General features: G+C 56.0%; 15 protein-coding genes. 5 read left to right on the top strand and 10 right to left on the bottom strand.

Annotated elements, in window-relative coordinates; all coding sequences use genetic code 11:
- Nucleotides 1–511: 511 nt before the first annotated feature.
- The 4 genes from IX84_RS19460 to IX84_RS33040 all read right to left on the bottom strand — a co-directional run bounded on the left by IX84_RS19460 (nt 512) and on the right by IX84_RS33040 (nt 4,765).
- On the bottom strand, nt 512–1,702 hold the full coding sequence (locus IX84_RS19460) for a hypothetical protein (RefSeq protein WP_044224562.1): 1,191 nt from the start codon (nt 1,700–1,702) through the stop codon (nt 512–514).
- 126 nt (nt 1,703–1,828) lie between these two features.
- Complete coding sequence (gene pepT / locus IX84_RS19455) at nt 1,829–3,079, bottom strand: peptidase T (RefSeq protein ID WP_044224559.1); 1,251 nt, start codon at nt 3,077–3,079, stop codon at nt 1,829–1,831.
- A gap of 223 nt (nt 3,080–3,302) precedes the next feature.
- Entirely contained in the window at nt 3,303–4,121 is an 819-nt protein-coding gene (locus IX84_RS19450; protein WP_044224556.1) for a M48 family metalloprotease, read from the bottom strand.
- Nucleotides 4,122–4,174: 53 nt separating this feature from the next.
- A complete protein-coding gene (locus tag IX84_RS33040; RefSeq protein ID WP_044224554.1) occupies nt 4,175–4,765 on the bottom strand; it encodes a hypothetical protein in 591 nt (196 codons plus the stop codon).
- 112 nt (nt 4,766–4,877) lie between these two features.
- On the opposite strand from IX84_RS33040, the gene IX84_RS19440 reads away from it, so the two are divergent.
- Complete coding sequence (locus IX84_RS19440; protein ID WP_044224551.1) at nt 4,878–6,035, top strand: ATP-binding protein; 1,158 nt, start codon at nt 4,878–4,880, stop codon at nt 6,033–6,035.
- A 776-nt stretch (nt 6,036–6,811) separates the two neighbouring features.
- On the opposite strand, the gene IX84_RS19435 is transcribed toward IX84_RS19440, so the two are convergent.
- The 5 genes from IX84_RS19435 to IX84_RS19420 form a co-directional block, all read right to left on the bottom strand.
- Nucleotides 6,812–9,004: a glutamine synthetase III family protein gene (locus tag IX84_RS19435; protein ID WP_044224594.1), complete on the bottom strand. Its 2,193-nt coding sequence runs from the start codon at nt 9,002–9,004 to the stop codon at nt 6,812–6,814.
- Between the two features lie 151 nt (nt 9,005–9,155).
- Nucleotides 9,156–9,698: a hypothetical protein gene (locus IX84_RS33035; protein WP_152605152.1), complete on the bottom strand. Its 543-nt coding sequence runs from the start codon at nt 9,696–9,698 to the stop codon at nt 9,156–9,158.
- 468 nt (nt 9,699–10,166) lie between these two features.
- Nucleotides 10,167–11,198: a glutamine synthetase beta-grasp domain-containing protein gene (locus tag IX84_RS19430; RefSeq protein WP_044224548.1), complete on the bottom strand. Its 1,032-nt coding sequence runs from the start codon at nt 11,196–11,198 to the stop codon at nt 10,167–10,169.
- Between the two features lie 278 nt (nt 11,199–11,476).
- Complete coding sequence (locus IX84_RS19425) at nt 11,477–12,730, bottom strand: ammonium transporter (protein WP_044224546.1); 1,254 nt, start codon at nt 12,728–12,730, stop codon at nt 11,477–11,479.
- Nucleotides 12,731–12,980: 250 nt separating this feature from the next.
- On the bottom strand, nt 12,981–13,319 hold the full coding sequence (locus tag IX84_RS19420) for a P-II family nitrogen regulator (RefSeq protein WP_044224544.1): 339 nt from the start codon (nt 13,317–13,319) through the stop codon (nt 12,981–12,983).
- A gap of 183 nt (nt 13,320–13,502) precedes the next feature.
- Between IX84_RS19420 and IX84_RS19415 the strand changes: the two genes are divergently transcribed.
- From IX84_RS19415 to IX84_RS19405, 4 genes are all read left to right on the top strand, one after another.
- On the top strand, nt 13,503–15,020 hold the full coding sequence (locus tag IX84_RS19415) for a hypothetical protein (protein ID WP_152605151.1): 1,518 nt from the start codon (nt 13,503–13,505) through the stop codon (nt 15,018–15,020).
- 298 nt (nt 15,021–15,318) lie between these two features.
- The gene (locus IX84_RS33030) at nt 15,319–15,624 is read left to right on the top strand and encodes a hypothetical protein (RefSeq protein WP_152605150.1); all 306 of its coding nucleotides are present in this window, start codon (nt 15,319–15,321) and stop codon (nt 15,622–15,624) included.
- Between the two features lie 2 nt (nt 15,625–15,626).
- Nucleotides 15,627–15,980 carry a hypothetical protein gene (locus IX84_RS33520; protein WP_044224538.1) on the top strand — a complete coding sequence of 118 codons (354 nt, stop codon included), beginning with the start codon at nt 15,627–15,629 and terminating at the stop codon, nt 15,978–15,980.
- Nucleotides 15,931–16,476 (top strand): nucleotidyl transferase AbiEii/AbiGii toxin family protein, encoded by a 546-nt coding sequence (locus IX84_RS19405; RefSeq protein WP_160213833.1) that lies wholly within the window; start codon nt 15,931–15,933, stop codon nt 16,474–16,476. The genes IX84_RS33520 and IX84_RS19405 overlap by 50 nt, the downstream gene beginning before the upstream one ends.
- A gap of 190 nt (nt 16,477–16,666) precedes the next feature.
- Here the strand turns inward: IX84_RS19405 and IX84_RS33025 are convergent, their stop codons facing one another.
- Nucleotides 16,667–16,888 carry a hypothetical protein gene (locus IX84_RS33025; protein WP_152605149.1) on the bottom strand — a complete coding sequence of 74 codons (222 nt, stop codon included), beginning with the start codon at nt 16,886–16,888 and terminating at the stop codon, nt 16,667–16,669.
- Nucleotides 16,889–17,016: the final 128 nt, after the last annotated feature.

The following is a 17,016-nucleotide window of genomic DNA, read 5'->3' as shown; positions in this document are numbered from 1 at the left end:
CCCGCCCCGCTGGAGGGCCATCACTGGAATCCGTGGAAATCTGCGCAAATCCGTCCAATCCGTGTTCCCACCCGCCACGCACGATGATAGTACACTGATGACGCTGATCTGACTGATGCCACTGATCTGCTCAACGAGTCCCGCCCCGCTGGAGGGCCATCCCGGGAATCAGTGCAAATCTGCGCAATCAGTCTAATCCGTGTTCCAACCCGCCACGCACGATAATAGTACACTGATGATACTGATCTGACTGATCTCACTGATCTGCTCAACGAGACCCGCCCCGCTGGAGGGCCATCCCTGGAATCCGTGGAAATCTGCGCAAATCCGTCCAATCCGTGTTCCCAACCGCCACGCACGATGATAGTACACTGATGACGCTGATCTGCCCAACGAGTCCCGCCCCGCCGGAGGGCCATCCCGGGAATCCGTGGAAATCCGTCCAATCCGTGTTCCAGTCTACCTCCGCGATCTCTGCGTGCCCCCCGCGAACACCGCGTAAAGACAACGCTCAAATCATCCGCCGTGCCCCCGCAATCTCCCGCTTCACGAAAGGCTTCAACCGCTCCACCGCCTGCAGCAACAACATCTCCTCACTTGGGAAAGGTACCGGCTGATTGCCAATCCGCTGCCGGGACTGCTTGCTCAGCGCCCGCTTATCGCCCCGGAAGGTCGCCGCGTAATTCTCGAATACAGCCTCCGCAAACATGGGCTCGGTATGAATCAGATTGTCCGTAGAGCGGTCCACAAACTCCAGCCGCCCACTGACCCGCGCTGTCTTGTTCTGATAATTTTCCAGGATCAGCGCCCGTACCGTCACTTCCCGGGGCTGCGTAATATCGTTGCCCAAAGAATCCTTCGCCACATTGCCATTGGCATCAAGGACGTATTCCCAACCATCTTCCACCACCGCGGTCTCCTCGTACTCCCGCTCGCGAACCAGCCCGGGGCTGATTTCAATGCGGTTGATGCGCATCACCACCTCGTAGTCGTAATGCAGCCCTTCCACCGGACGGGTATGATAGACCTTCCACTGACTATTCAGGTCCTGAACGGCCATTGCGGTAAGCTCCCGCTCAAAAGCATTGGGGATGGCCACCGGCGCCTCCTGCCGCATGCTCACCAGAATATGCGTCGTGCCCAGGTACAGGGCTTCTTCCTGCAGCTGCTCCACCTCCCGGTAACGGCTAAAATACTGCCGGATGCGGTCCAGCTCGGCGTACGCCCGGCGGGCAGCCAGCCGGTCTTCTCCCTGACGGGCATCCCGGAGCAGGGCTTTGGCCTCTGCATAGTGGAATTCTGCTGCTTTCTCCCGGCTCTCCATCTCCAGCTCGTCCACCTTTACGAAACGGAAGTTGGCCTTAATGCCTTCTTTGGATACCAGGGGCAACAGGGGTGCCACCGCCTCCTGACGCTTGCGGATACTGAGGTAGTGCTCGTGGATGCGCGCCCAGTTCTCCGGCCGGTTCTGCCGCTTGAGGCGGTCGGCTGCCGACAGGTCGCGCTGATTGGCTTTCTGAAAGGCTTCCTCCAGCGCCAGCACCAACCTGGTCTTCTTGTTTTTCTTACCAGCCAGACGGCGGGCGGCCACTTCGATGGCAGCTTCATAATTGCCGTGCTCCACCAGCTTTTCCGGGGATACACAGGAACTCAGACTTATAAAAAGGATAGCGATCAGGGAAAAGGAATATCGGGTACGCATAGTGTGTGGGTTTTTCTTATCCCCAAGTTACCACCCCTGCCTGCCCGATGTTCCTAAATTGGCGTTAAGCCGCGTGCAGATTCTGTTAAAAAATCTTAAGCCGGCAATATTGGCTCTTAAATTCTATTAAGAACGCTCTTCCCACAGGCGTACAATCTCCACAATCGTGCGCACGGCCGCTTCCATATCCTGCACCGACGACCATTCTTCCTTAGAGTGGAAAGCATACTCCCCGGCAAAAATATTCGGGCAGGGCAAGCCCATAAAAGACAAACGCGAACCATCTGTCCCGCCCCGGATACTGCGCTTTTGAGGCTCCAGGCCAGCCCGGCGCATAGCCTCCCCGGCATAGTCTACGATCTCGGGGCGCTTTTGGATCATCTGCTTCATGTTGCGGTACTGCTCTTTCACCACAAACTCCGCTTTGGAGTGCGGGTAGTGTTGCATCACCTGATCCAGATAGCCTTTCAGTTCGGCTTCGTGGGCTGCCAGCTTTTCATCCTCAAAATCGCGGATAATGAACTGCACTTGGGCTGACTCTGCCCCACCGCTGATGCTCACGGGGTGGACAAAACCTTCCTTGCCCTCCGTGGTCTCCGGTGAGAGGCGGTCTTTGGGCAGGGCCGCCACCAGATCAGCTGCAATTTTCAGGGCACTCTCCAACTTGCCTTTGGCGAAACCCGGGTGAATACTTACACCTGTAATATTGACGGCGACCGCATCCGCAGAGAAAGTCTCATCCTCCAGGCTGCCCAGGCGCTCCCCATCAACGGTATAGCCAAAGTCAGCATTCAGCTTCTCCATATCCACGTGGTCCACGCCCCGGCCGATCTCCTCATCGGGCGTAAAGAGGATACGGACAGCACCGTGCTTCACCTCCGGGTTTTGGGTAAAAAAGTGCACCGCGTCCATAATTTCGGCCACGCCGGCTTTGTTGTCTGCCCCCAGCAGCGTCGTCCCGCTAGCTGTGACGATATCGTGCCCGATTTTGTGCTTTAGTTCCGGGTGGTCTTCCGGGTTGAGCTGCACGGCAGGGTCATCGGGCAGGGTCAGTATGCCCCCGTCGTAATCTTTATGCACGAGCGGCTTCACCCCTTCCCCGCTACAGTCGGGCGAAGTATCCACATGGGAGCAAAAGCAGATGGTAGGCACCTGTTTGTCTGTATTGGCAGGCAGGGTGGCATAAACATAGCCGTGCTCATCGAGGTGGGCGTCCGCGATGCCCATTGCTTTCAGTTCTTCCACCAGGAGGCGGCTGAGGTTCTTCTGTTTTTCAGTAGACGGAAAGGTGGTGGATGCCGGGTCGGACTGCGTATCGATCTGTACGTACCGCAGGAAACGGTCGAGTACCGTATGGTTAATGGTCAGGCTCATCATTTTTGCCGGCAATTTAGGGAATTTGGGGGGTAAGTTCATGCGGAGGGCTTAGAAAAAGGGCGCTGTGGGAAAGGTTGCACGCTAAGGGCGCTATGAGAAAGGTTGCACGCGGAGAGCGCTGTGAGAGGGGGTGCACGCTAAGGGCGCAAAAACCCCGTGAAACCTCCGCAATCTCCGCGTGAAAATCTCCGCGACCTCCGCGTGAACCCACCCCGTGAAACCCCTAAGGCAAACTATTCTGAAAAGCCATCCAGGCCTGCGCATCCGAGTCAAAAGCCGTATCGCACATACGCTCTTCCGCCTCCATATTGATGGCCTCCACACGGTTGTCCGGGTTCGGGTGGGTGCTCAGGAACTGCGGCGGGTTCGCACTGCCCTGATCAATCAGCTTCTGAAAAAAGCTCGCCGCACCATTCGCCGCGTACTCCGTTTCGCAAAGATAGATGACCGAGAACTGATCCGCCTGCGACTCATCATCCCGGCTAAACTTCAGCCCCAGCAGGCTGCCCAGGACATTATTCAGCAGTTCCCGGTCTTCTCCCAGCAACAAGCCCAGCAAAGTCGCCACCCCATACTGTTGTGTGAGCTGCTGCGTGGAATGCCGCAAATCAGCGTGAGCAATCTCGTGCCCCATGACGCCCACAAAGTCATCCTTTTCCTCCAAAAACTTAATCAGGCCCGTATACACGAAAATATACCCGCCCGGTGCCGCAAAGGCATTCAGCGTCTCCGGGTCATCAATGATATAAACCTCCCAGGCAAAATCCTGTGCGTACTTCACCTCCCCACTGCCCAGGATATCATCTACAATATCCTGCAAAAAAGCATAAGCCTCAGGGTACTGTGCCTGATCCAGGATAGGATATTCCTGAGGGTTCGCCAGGATTTCGTCCCGCAGTTCCCTGCCCAGCATTTTATCGTCCTCAATAGAGAATAAATTAATCCCGCCCCCGCGGTCATCGTCGCCGCCACAGCCGGTGAAACTCACCGCACTAATCAGCAATACAAAAGCAAGCAGGGTCATCTGAATACGCTTCATCATGTTTGTTTTTTTAGTTTAATGGTTCTGACGCCCAAAACCGCGCCAGTCACATTTTAGGAACGGCAGGGACAGCGGTTAAAGTTCGTGGGCGCCCCCAAAGTTTTCTTAATTTGGTGAAAAACGGGCGGCACGGGCGGGCCCGCCGAGGCTGAGGCTGAGGCTGAGGTTAAGGTTAAGGTTGAGGTTGAGGACAAGGCGGCGTCCCCCAATGCCACGGCCGCTTTGCGACCGCCTCCAGGCAGACCCACCGACCGGCACTGCTCGCCCCAAGCCACCGCCCCCCCGGCAGACCCAGCCCAGAAGACCAACCCTCGCTCCCAGGCAGGAGACCGCAAACGGTCGACCCAGGCAGCCATACCCCGGCCCTCAACCTCATCCTCGCGAAGACCCCGCCACAGACCAACCTCAACCTCCCCCAGGAAAAGCCAGGCACCGCCCCAGCTGAGGTTGAGGCTGAGATTAAGGTTTCCGGCTCCGCTAAAGCTACGTCGGACGGAGAAGCACCAGCCTGCGTCACCCAAAGCCACGGCCGCTTTGCGACCGCCTCCAGGCAGACCCAGCGACCGGCAACACTCGCCACTTTTACCCTCCTTCCTATCTACTTCAGCGGGCTGAGCATTTCCGAAGGCCCGTATGGGTTTCATTAAGCATTTTGCTGTTTTACATTTATCACCTGCAGCCCTTAAACCTACCTCTCAAAAACACCGTTTTTTTTGTGTAAATTAAAACCTAAACTTTAAATTTACACAAAAAACCATGTACTTACCGCGAATACTGGAACCATCGATCAGGGAATCTTTAAAATACAATCCGGCAACCGCTGTGCTGGGGCCCAGGCAATGCGGTAAATCAACCCTGGTCAAAGAGTTGCTGAAGGAAAAAGAAAAAACACTTTATCTGGATCTGGAAAGGCCTTCCGACCTTCAGAAACTGCAAGACCCCGAATGGTTCCTGACCACCCAAACCGACAAACTCATATGCCTCGATGAAATCCAGCGGATGCCTGAGCTATTCCCCGTACTGCGCAGCCTCATCGATACCACCGCAAAGAAAGGCATGTACCTTATTTTAGGAAGTGCATCACGGGAGCTGATCAGGCAAAGTTCAGAATCATTAGCTGGCAGAATTAGCTTCAAGCGCTTGACACCTTTTCTTTTCGCAGAGATCAGCGACCGGGTTAGCCTGGAGACCTATTTATACAGAGGAGGATTCCCACTCAGCTTACTGGCACCAAAAGAGGAAGTCTCCTTTGATTGGAGGCAGGACTTTATCAGCACTTTTCTGGAACGTGACCTACTACAGTTTGCAGGTTTTACACCCCGGACTATACACCGGCTATGGCAAATGCTTGCCCATAGTAATGGACAAACGATAAATTTCAGTAAGCTGGGAAGCGCCCTGGGCGTTAGCAATACCACCGTCAGAAAGTATATTGATTTACTCGAAGGGACCTTCATGCTCCTGCAAGTGCCCCCGTACGAACGAAACACAAAAAAAAGGCTGGTCAAATCGCCAAAAGTTTATATCTCGGATACAGGCATAACCACGGCCCTGCTCCAACTAAAAAATTTTGAGCAGGCAGCTGGCCATCCAACCTTTGGTTCCCTTTGGGAAACAACGGTACTGGCCAACCTGAAAGGCCATTTTCCCAACCTGGACTATTCCTTTTACCGGACTAACCATGGCGCAGAAATAGATTTCGTTTTATCCAATGGCCATAAGACCGCAGTGGTGGAATGCAAAGCCTCCGTTGCACCCAAACTAACCTCCGGCAATTACGCCTCCCTCCGGGATATCAATCCCGACCACTGCTATATTGCAGCACCGGTACCTTCCGGATATCCTAAGGAAGAGGGAATTGAGGTGGTCTCGCTACATGAATTAATATCTAATATCGGCGAAATGCTCACCTGACTGAAAAGGTCAATCGACCCAACACCAAACTATTCCCATCCTGACGTGGATCGGAGGTGGAAGCTTTATCTTTTCCTTTGCAAAATAATAGTGCCGCACCCACCGGCAACGCTCACCCCAAGACATCGCCCCGGCAGACCCAGCCCAGAAAACCAACCCTCGCTCCCAGGCAGGAGACCGCAAACGGTCGACCCAGGCAGCCATACCCTGGTCCTCAACCTCAACCTCGGTTCCGACCTCGCCAAAGTACCAACCTCAACCTCCCCCAGGAAAAGCCCGGCACTGCACAGCCGAGGCTGAGGTTAAGGTTAAGGTTAAGGACAAGGCGGCGTCCCCCAATGCCACGGCCGCTTTGCGACCGCCTCCTGACGACCCACCGACCGGCACTCCGAGACCAAGCGACCGGCAATGCTCGCCCCCGGCAGACCAACCACAGCCAATGCCCCATAGGGGCAAAATGTAGGTAACCTCCAAGACTAGCCAACGACTCGTGCCGTAGGTACGAAATGTGAAAACCCGGAGACCCACCAACGGCAACGCTCGCCCCAAGACCCCGCCCTGGCCCTCAACCTCATCCTCGCAAAGACCCCGCCACAGACCAACCTCAACCTCCCCCAGGAAAAGCACGGCACCGCCCCGCCAAGGTTAAGGCATACTACCTAGCCAAGCCTCCGCTCAAAGTATACCCTAACGGCCCAGCCCAAAACTAAAGCAGCCCAAGCCACGCCATACGCGCAGCCCGGGCTACTCCTTTACAACAGTCTAAAACGTATCTCTTACCGGACGAACATCAGCTCCCGGTACTTGATCAATGGCCACTCCCGGTCATCCACCAGATACTCCAGACGGTCAGCATAGGTGCGGATCTCCTCCATCAACGGCTTGATCTCGTAGCAGTACGCCTTCGCCATCTCGTTGGCATCCTCCAGCTCGTTGGCATCCCGGCGGGCAATCGTCATCTCATTGACTTTCTGCTTGATGAGGCTGATGTTTTCCGCAATCAGCTTGATGATGTCCAGCTGTGCCTTGTACTCATTTTCGGTCAGCCCCAGCTCCTTGATCTTCACGGCACCATCCGCCAGCTGCCCCTGATAGGCAATCGCAGCAGGCAGAATGTGGTTGATCACCATCTCGCCCATAGTGCGGGCCTCGATCTGCAGTTTGATGATATAGTTCTCATTCATCACCTCGTAGTGGGCGTGCAGCTCCTTCTCTGTAAATACCTTGCTCGACGTGAACAGCTCGATCGCCTCCTGAGACTTGTAAGCATTCAGGGCATCCGGCGTGTTCGGCGTATTTGCCAACCCCCGCTTTTCAGCCTCCCGCTCCCAGGCTTCGCTGTAGCCGTCGCCTTCAAAACGGATGGCCCTCGACTCCTTGATGTAGCGGCGCAGGATCGTCAGAATGGCTGCATCCCGCTCCTGCCCCTTGTCCATCAGCTCCTTCAGCTCCGCATTGAACAACTCCAGCTGACGGCCCACAATCGTGTTCATCACCGTCATCGGTGCCGCGCAGTTCATCGTAGAGCCCACCATGCGGATCTCAAACTTATTGCCGGTAAAGGCGAAGGGAGACGTCCGGTTACGGTCGGTATTGTCCAGCTCCAGGTTCGGGATCTTATTCAGCAGGTCGATCACTTCCTTCACGCCCGCCTCATCCAGGGTCGCCCCGTTCTCAATGCTGTCGAGGACTTTGGTGAGGGTATCACCGATAAAGACGGAAACGATAGCCGGCGGCGCTTCATTGGCCCCCAGACGGTGGTCATTGGAAGCCGAAGCCACGCTAGCCCGCAGAATATCCGCATGCTTGTATACGGCCTGAATGGTATTCACAAAAAACGTCAGGAAGCGGAGGTTGCTGCCCGGCTTCTTACCCGGCGACAGCAGGTTGCTACCGGTATTCGTCGACATCGACCAGTTGTTATGCTTGCCCGAGCCATTCACACCCGCAAACGGCTTCTCATGTAGCAGCACCCGCAGCTTGTGGCGGCGTGCCACACGGTCCATCAGGTCCATCAGCAACTGATTGTGGTCGACGGCCAGGTTGACTTCCTCGAACATAGGCGCCAGCTCGTACTGCCCGGGGCCTACCTCATTGTGGCGGGTACGTACCGGGATGCCCAGCTTGTGGCACTCCGTCTCCAGGTCGCGCATGTAAGCGTACACCCGCTCGGGGATGGAACCAAAGTAGTGGTCGTCCAGCTGCTGCCCTTTGGGCGAGTGCTTACCCAGGAGGGTTCGGCCCGTCAGCAACAGGTCAGGACGGGCATTGAACAGCGCTTCGTCCACCAGGAAGTACTCCTGCTCCCAGCCGAGGGTGACCCAGACTTTGGAGACCTGCTCGTCAAACAGCTGGCATACCGGGATGGCAGCCTGCTCCAGATAGGACTGCGACTTCAGCAACGGCAGCTTGTAGTCGAGGGAATCCCCCCCGTAAGTGACGAAGATGGTCGGGATGCAAAGGGTCTTGCCCTCCCCTACTTCCAGGATAAAGGCCGGTGAAGAGGGGTCCCAGGCCGTATAGCCGCGGGCTTCGAAGGTGGACCGCAGCCCGCCACCAGGGAAAGACGAGCCATCAGGCTCCTGCTGAACAAGGGTATCGCCGGTAAACTCTTCCACTACCTCCCCGTCCGGGCGCAGGGTGAAGAAGGAGTCGTGCTTCTCTGCCGTACGGCCCGTCAGCGGCTGAAACCAGTGGGTGTAGTGGGTGGCACCGTGGTCCATCGACCAGCGCTTCATGGCATCGGCAACGACGTCGGCATCCTCGCGGGACAGCTTGGCACCCGATTCGATCGCCAGCTTCACGTTGCTGAAGGCTTCTTCGGTCATGTATTCCTTCATGGCTTTGTCGTTGAAGACATTACAGCCGAAGAAGTTGGAAATCTTGGGGTCGGGTACGTCTACGTACTCCAACTCAAACCCGGAACGATTAAGGATAGTATCCAGGGCTTGGAATCTGGAAAGACTCATAGAAATATGCTTAGTTTTAAGTTTTAAAAAAAATGCGATCCCAGGGTTGATGAATGCTGATCTGTTTTCCTTCAAAAATCCTGAAATGCTATTATAGCTCCTATAATTTTCAATTGCTCTAAAGGTAACAAACTTTGGTGGCCCGTGGTAGCTATACTTGCCCCATTTTGGAAAACCTGCCAGGGCCCCCAGGCTGCTCCCAGGGAGGTTGACCTTGGGCTGCACCCGGACCGAGGTTGAGGTTGAGGTTAAGGTTTCCGACTCCGCTAAAGCTACGTCGGACGGAGAAGGACCAGGCTGCGTCACCCAGTGCCACGGCCGCTTTGCGACCGCCTCCTGACGACCCACCGACCGGCGCTGCTCGCCCCAAGCCACCGCCCCGGCAGCCCCAGCCAGGAAGACCCCGCCCGGCCCTCAACCTCATCCTCGCAAAGACCTCGCCACAGACCAACCTCAACCTCCCCCAGGAAAAGCCCGGCACTGCCCAGCCGAGGTTGAGGTCAAGGTTAAGGTTTCCGTCTCCGCTAAAGCTACGTCGGACGGAGAAGGACCAGGCTGCGTCACCCAGTGCCACGGCCGCTTTGCGACCGCCTCCTGACGACCCACCGACCGGCAACGCTCGCCCCCGAGCCATCCCACCGGCAGACCAACCACAGCCAATGCCCCATAGGGGCAAAATGTAGGTAATCTCCAAGACTAGTCAACGACTCGTGCCGTAGGTACGAAATGTAAAAACCCGGAGGCCCAGCGACTGGCAACGCTCGCCCCAAGACACCGCCCCCGGCAGCTCTGCTAAGAACCCCCTGACCTCGGCAGAGGTCAAACCTTACTCACTCCAATCCCCCCACGCTTTCCCGACCTCGTAGAGCGTCGCACGCATCCGGCCCGGGCACCAGTCGAGGCTGAGATTGGCTCGTCCAGGCTGGCTACGGAAGGAGGTTGAAGGTCCCAGCCAGACCGCCCAGGCGGCGACCGCTAACGGTCGCTCCAAGTGGAAGACCCCGGGTGGCCTCAACCTCATCCTCAACCTTATCCTTGCTACGGACCTCGCCCCAGCCCAAACCCTACAGCTCCAACAAGACTGCCCCCGGACTTTACCGGAGGCAGAAAATCGCATACTTCTATGCAGGAACTATAAGGTCAATGTATAGCCATTACGGGGTTAAGCCGGCTGCATCACATCGGCCGAGCGGACGGTCCTGATGATGCGCGCCGCCACCTTGTAGGGGTCTGCAGCAGAGTTCGGGCGGCGGTCTTCCAGCCAGCCCTTCCAGCCATTCTCCACCGTGGCGATCGGGATGCGGATAGACGCGCCCCGGTCAGAAACCCCGTAGCTGAATTTGTCAATCGATTGCGTCTCGTGCAACCCGGTCAGGCGGAGGTGGTTGTCCTCCCCGTATACCTCGATGTGCGCCTTGATGACATCCGGCGTGGCACCGAAGGCCTGACAAACCGTATCGTACACCTCGCGGCTGCCCGCCTCCCGCAGCAGGGAGTTGGAGAAGTTGGCGTGCATGCCCGATCCGTTCCAGTCGCCCTGCAGAGGCTTGCAGTGCCAGTTGATGCCCAGCCCGTACTTCTCAGCCGTACGCTCCAGCAGGTAGCGGGCCACCCATACCTGATCGCCAGCCTCGTGCGCGCCTTTGGCAAACACCTGAAACTCCCACTGCCCGGCAGCGACTTCTGCGTTGATGCCCTCGATATTCAGCCCGGCATCGATGCACAGGTCGAGGTGCTCCTCGATGACCTCCCGCCCGTAAGCATTGCCGGCGCCCACGGAGCAGTAGTAAGGCCCCTGCGGCCGCGGATAGCCATTGGCAGGGAAGCCCAGCGGCTTGTTGGTCTCCAGGTCCCAGAGGAAGTATTCCTGCTCGAAGCCAAACCAGAAGTCGGCATCGTCATCATTAATCGTAGCCCGGCCATTGGTCGGGTGAGGCGTGCCATCCGCATTCAGCACCTCGCACATCACCAGGAAGCCCGCCCGGCGGTCGGGGTCCGGATAAATCGCTACGGGCCTGAGCAGACAGTCGGACGCACCGCCCTCCGCCTGATTGGTGGAGCTGCCGTCGAAGGACCACATCGGGCAGTCCTCCAGGGCACCACTAAAGTCTTTTACAATCTTGGTTTTGGAACGCAGCCCCTGCGTGGGCTCAGAACCGTCCAGCCAAATGTACTCTAACTTTGATTTTGCCATGATCTATTTGAGTTTTGTGGTCATTTTTTGATCGTTCCTGCCGGGCTTGGGGGTACCTGGACCAGGTTGAGGCTGAGGTCGGGGTTGAGAACAACCGGGGCCCTCCGCAGGGAGCGACCGTTTTGCGGTCGACGCCTTGGAGACCTCGCCAAGCCCCTCAACCTTATCCTCAACCTTAACCTTTCCCAGGACCGTTCCGGGACAACCCCCTCAGGCTACCCGGGCATCCCCGGCCCTTATCGTTTTTTCATACTAATCCAGTACAACGCAGGGCTGTACTATTTCATCAGCTGATAAGCCGGCTCGGTCACCGTGCCCGCTTCATAAGCTTCCATATCGTGCTCGGCCACGTCCAGGCCGCGCTCTTCTTCTTCCTCGCTGACGCGGATGCCGATCGTCACCTTGAGGATATACATCAGCCCGAAGGCAAAGGCGAAGGTGAAGCCCCCCACCGCCAGGGTGCCGTACAGCTGCGTCCACAACTGCCCCAGCCCGGCTTTGGCACCGAAAATGCCTACCGCCAGGGTGCCCCAGAGCCCGCACATCAGGTGGACGGAAGTGGCGCCCACGGGGTCGTCGATCTTGATACGGTCAAAGAAGACTACAGAGACCGGGATGATCAGCCCGGCAATGCCACCGATCATGATGGCCTCCATAGGGCTCATCAGGTCGGCCCCGGCCGTGATGCCCACCAGGCCGCCCAGGATACCGTTGAGGACCATAGACAGGTCGTGCGACTTGAAGAGGAAGTAGGACAAAAAGAAAGCCCCTACCGCCCCGGCCGAAGCCGCGAGGGAAGTCGTCACAAACACCAGGGAGACCGCCACCGGGTCAGCCGACAGCACCGAGCCCCCGTTGAAGCCGAACCAGCCGAACCACAGGAGGAAAACCCCGATTGCCGCCAACGGCATGCTGTGCCCCGGAATCGGCTTGATGCCCCCGTTTTTCTGATACTTGCCCCGGCGCGCGCCCAGCAGCAATACGGCCGCGAGTGCGCCCCAGCCGCCTACCGCGTGCACCAGCGTGGAGCCCGCAAAGTCGTAAAAGCCCGCCGCATCCAGCCAGCCCGCACCCCACTTCCACATGCCGGTAATGGGATAGCTGATGGCCACGAACAAGGTCGCAAAAATCAGGAAGGCATTGAGCTTAATCCGCTCCGCTACCGCCCCGGAAACAATGGTCGCCGCTGTAGCCGCAAACATGCCCTGAAATATAAAATCCGTGTAGTAAGTGTAGCCGCCATCTGCGTAGGCAATCCCGCCTGCGTCCCCTTCCGGCATCGACAGCCCAAAGCCGCCAAAGCCAAAGAAGCCGCCTTCATTCACACCCGGATACATGAGGTTGAAACCCACAATAAAGTAGGTCAGCAGCCCAATCGAAATGATCATCGCATTCTTGAAGAGAATGTTGACCGTGTTTTTCTTCTGTACAAAGCCAGCTTCCAGAGCCGAAAAGCCCAGGTGCATCACAAAGACCAGCACCGTCGAAACCAACATCCATACATTATTTGCCGTGAATAATGCCTGATCCATAAACGTAGTCGTTAAAGTAGTTCTTCAAATAGTTCCTCACACAGAATACACCGCCGGCTTTCGCCAAACAGCAATTACTGTACTACCGGATGGCAGACAGTCTTTTCTTGCAGCTTAATTTGGTTATTGGTAAGACAGGGCTAAAACACCAAGACCACCTCAACGGGAGGCAAACCTGACCTCAGCAACAGGAAGTTAAAATAAGATGGTGTGCAGCAGCAGCGTAGCAAATAGGTTAAGGGCACGAGGTTTACAAGGCCTCCGCATTGGTTTCCCCGGTGCGGATGCGGACGACGTGCTTTACATCATAGACAATGATCTTGCCATCCCCCACCTCGCCCGTACGACCGGACGCACTGATGGTTTTGACAATATCATCGACCTTTTCGTCCTCGCACAGAATATCGAGCTGTAAACGGGCAATATAATCAGCATCGTAAGTGCTGCCCCGGTAAGTCATCTTGGGGCCAATCTGCAGCCCAAAGCCCTTGACTTCCGTAAGGGTAAAAAAACGTACCCCAATACCCGCCAGCGCATCCCGGATTTGCTCAAAACGGGACAACCTGATGATCGCTTCTATTTTTTTCATTTTGTCAATCCTTTAAAGTTTTGTCAACTTTTGGCCGGGCCTGCGGAACTGTATTCTGTGATAATTACAAATGTAGCGCATGATACTCCCCCAATATAGCTACTTTTGTTTTTTGATGTGATGCCCAAAACCAAACCACAAATCCTAACCCCCTGTTTTTCAAAACTATAAAATCCGTTTAATGTGCCACTAAACACCAAACGCGACCACCTCCACCACCTCATTCAGTCCATGACCCGGGCCGAAAAGCGCAACTTCAAGCTCTACGCCAGCCGCTATCAGGGCGACGCCACCTTCGTGCAGCTCTTCGACCTCCTCAATCAGATGGACACCTACGACGACAAGGCCATCCTCGATGCCCTGCCCATCTCCCCCCGCAACCTCCCCAACCACAAACGCCACCTCTACCAGCAGCTCCTCAAGAGCCTCCGCCTGCTCTACATCAAGCGCGATATTGAGATTTTCATACACGAGCAGATCGACTTCGCCCGCATTCTCTACAGCAAAGGCATGTACATGCAGGCCCTGCGCACCCTCGAAAGCGTCAAAAACAAAGCCGAAGCCCACCATCAGGACGTCCTCCACCTCGAGATCATCGAGTTCCAGAAGCTCATCGAAGCCCGCCACATCACCCGCAGCCGCCGCGTGGCCAACAAGATGGAAGGCCTGCTCGAGGAAGCCAGCCACCGCAGCCGCATCGCCCACTCCAGCAACCTCTTTTCCAACTTCAACATACAAATACAAGGCTGGTACATCGAGCACGGCCATGTAAAGTCCGAAAGCGAAGTCGCCAACGTCCAAACCTTCTTCGAAGCCCATATCCCCAAGGAGCACCTCAACGGCCCCCTCACCTTTTTTGAGAAAGCCAACCTCTACCAGGGCTATATGTGGCACCAGTACATCCTGCTCAACTTCGATGACGCCCTGATCTACGCCCGGCGGTGGGCCGCCCTGTTCCGCGAAGACCCCCAGATGCAGGAAAAAGACCCCACCCTCTACATCCGCGCCCTCTACTATAATATGGTGCTCCACTACATGCTCGACGATGCCGATGCTCTGCGCGACTGCCTCACCGGCTTCGAAGCCTTCTACCACGGCACCGCCCCCGCCCTCGACGCCACCGCCCGCTCCACCGCCCGCGTCTACCTCCACCTCAGCCGCCTCAACCACGCCTTCGTCAGCCGGCAGTACCAGGACGGCATACAGCTCATCCCCACCCTCAAAAAAGAGCTCCGCCTCCTCGAAGCCCAGACCGACGTCCACCGCATCCTCCTCTTCTACTACAAATTCGCCTACCTCCACTTCTGCGACGGGCAGTACGAAGCCGCCCTCGACTACCTCAACGAGATCATCCACCTCAAGGCCGGCTCCCTGCGCGAAGACCTCCTCCACAACACCCGCATGCTCCACCTGTTGTGCCACTACGAGCTCGGCAACTACCGCCTGCTCGACTACCTCCTGCGTGCCGTGCAGCGCCTCTTCGCCAAAGCCACCGACCTCAGCCCCATGCTCGCCCGCACCCTCCGCTTCCTAGCAGAGCTGTCCAACAAGCCCCTGTCTGAGCACACCGCCGCCTTCCGGCAGTTCCACACCGCCCTGCAGCCCTTCCTCCACAGCCCCTTCGAGCGCAAAGCCATCCACTACCTCGATGTCCCCGCCTGGGTGGAAGGCAAGGTGGGGCGACGGATGGGGAATGCTTAGCCACGGTGGCACGGTGGCAGGGAGGAGCACGGAGGCGAGGGCAAGGTTGAGGTTGGCCCAGTGCAAGGCCTGACCGAGGTTGAGGTTAAGCGCCCAGGTGCCGCCCTCCAGAGGCCCCACCGATCGGCACCGCTCGCCACTTTTACATTTTTCAGTTTTACATTTCCGAAGCGCAGCAAGGCCCGTATGGGTACATTTCTCTGTTTTGCAGTTCCAAACCACAGCCCACTGCCCCTTTAGGGGCAAAATGTAGGTAACCCCCAAGACCAACCACTGCCTCGTGCCATAGGTACGAAATGTGAAAGCCCAGCCACACCCACCGGCAACGCTCCAATCCCAAGACCGCACCAACAAGCACGCCCGGCGAAAGAAGTGCGCCGGGCGTGCCTGCCACACCGACCGGCACCGCTCGAATCCCACGATCAACCGATCAGCACCGCTCCCCACTTTTACCCTCCCTCTTATCTTCAGCGGGCAGAGCATTTCCGAAGGCCCGGATGGGTCACATTTCTCTGTTTTGCAGTTCCAAAGCGTTGCAGGGCCCGCAAGGATCATACTCCTCTCCACTGCCCCGAACGATTTCCAACCCCCAGCTGTTATTTAAACATGTGCAGAGACAACCTAATCCAATACCTGATACGGCACAACCATCTGTGGTCATACGACAGCACAAAAGCCAGCCAACTCCCCGACAGCATCCTGATCGAACAGGCACTGCTACACAGTGATACAGACGGTCTGCTGCTATTATTTAACTGCTTTGAGAAAGGCAACATCAGAGCAGTTTGGGAATCGAAAATCGTCCCACACCAACGCTATCATAAACTCAACATCTACCTCGGCACATTCTTTTTCAGAATACCCGATATCTATTCCTTCTTACAACAGCGGACCTGTGAATACCCCAGACTTGAACGACTTAAACTACTTGCTGCCAAAGACGAAGCAGGTACTCCTTGATCTGGCCACTTTCGAATGGCTAAAAGACTACACCTTCGTAGGAGGATCAGGGCTAAGCCTATATCTTCATCATCGGCTTAGTGAAGACATTGATCTTTTTACCTGGAAGGCAAAGCTCAATACGCCTGAAATATTAAACCATATTGAAAGACGATTCGGAACAGCATTTTCCATACAGCTGGATACCGACAAACAACTTGATTTGGATGTTCAGGGCGTAAAAGTCACTTTCTTTGCAAACGACTGGGATGCGCTCCGGAATAATTTACACTTCACCCAAAACCTATACTTAGCCAACCTCGACTTGTTGACAGGAATGAAGGTCAATACGCTCTTTCTCAGAGCCCGCTTCAGAGACTACTATGACCTGTATGCATTAAACCTCGAAGGCTTTTCCGTAGCAGAAATGTACACTATAATCGAACGGCTAATGCCAGGTATACGCAATACGAAGTGGTCACCTACTGGCGCTAACGGCCAGCACGGGGAACGATAAATGTCGGGTCTTGGATCCAGACATTCATCGTCTGGGTCTTGGATCCAGACATTCATCGTCTGGGTCTTGGATCCAGACATTCATCGTCTGGGTCTTGGATCCAGACATTCATCGTCTGGGATCTTGGATTTGCGATATCAGAGTAAGCCACTTCCCAGCGTAAATGCTGACCCTCCTGCCTTTAAGGTGATCAAAGCCCAAAGGCAACGGAACACGGGCATGCATTGAGTAGGTTTGCTGTGGCAAACCACTTAATCGTCAGTATATCAACCAGCGCCTCTTCCAAATGGCCATGATCTACACGGATGATGTAGAAGACGACAATATCAATCACCTCAAACCCCGGTACAACCTGACTAAACAGGAGATTGCAGCCCATTTCCAGAAAGAAATTGACCAATGGCTTTTTCATTGAGTCCCTTTACCGGTATCTTATATGATATACGGCAAACTTATTTTCAGGATATGGCCAAATGGATAGCGCCACACCCACAGGCAACGCTCGCCTAACGCCGGGGGCTCTCCCTTCCCCCGGCGTTC

It is taken from the genome of Phaeodactylibacter xiamenensis (assembly GCF_000759025.1).
Lineage (GTDB): Bacteria > Bacteroidota > Bacteroidia > Chitinophagales > Saprospiraceae > Phaeodactylibacter > Phaeodactylibacter xiamenensis.
This window is presented reverse-complemented; position numbering and strand designations above follow the sequence as displayed.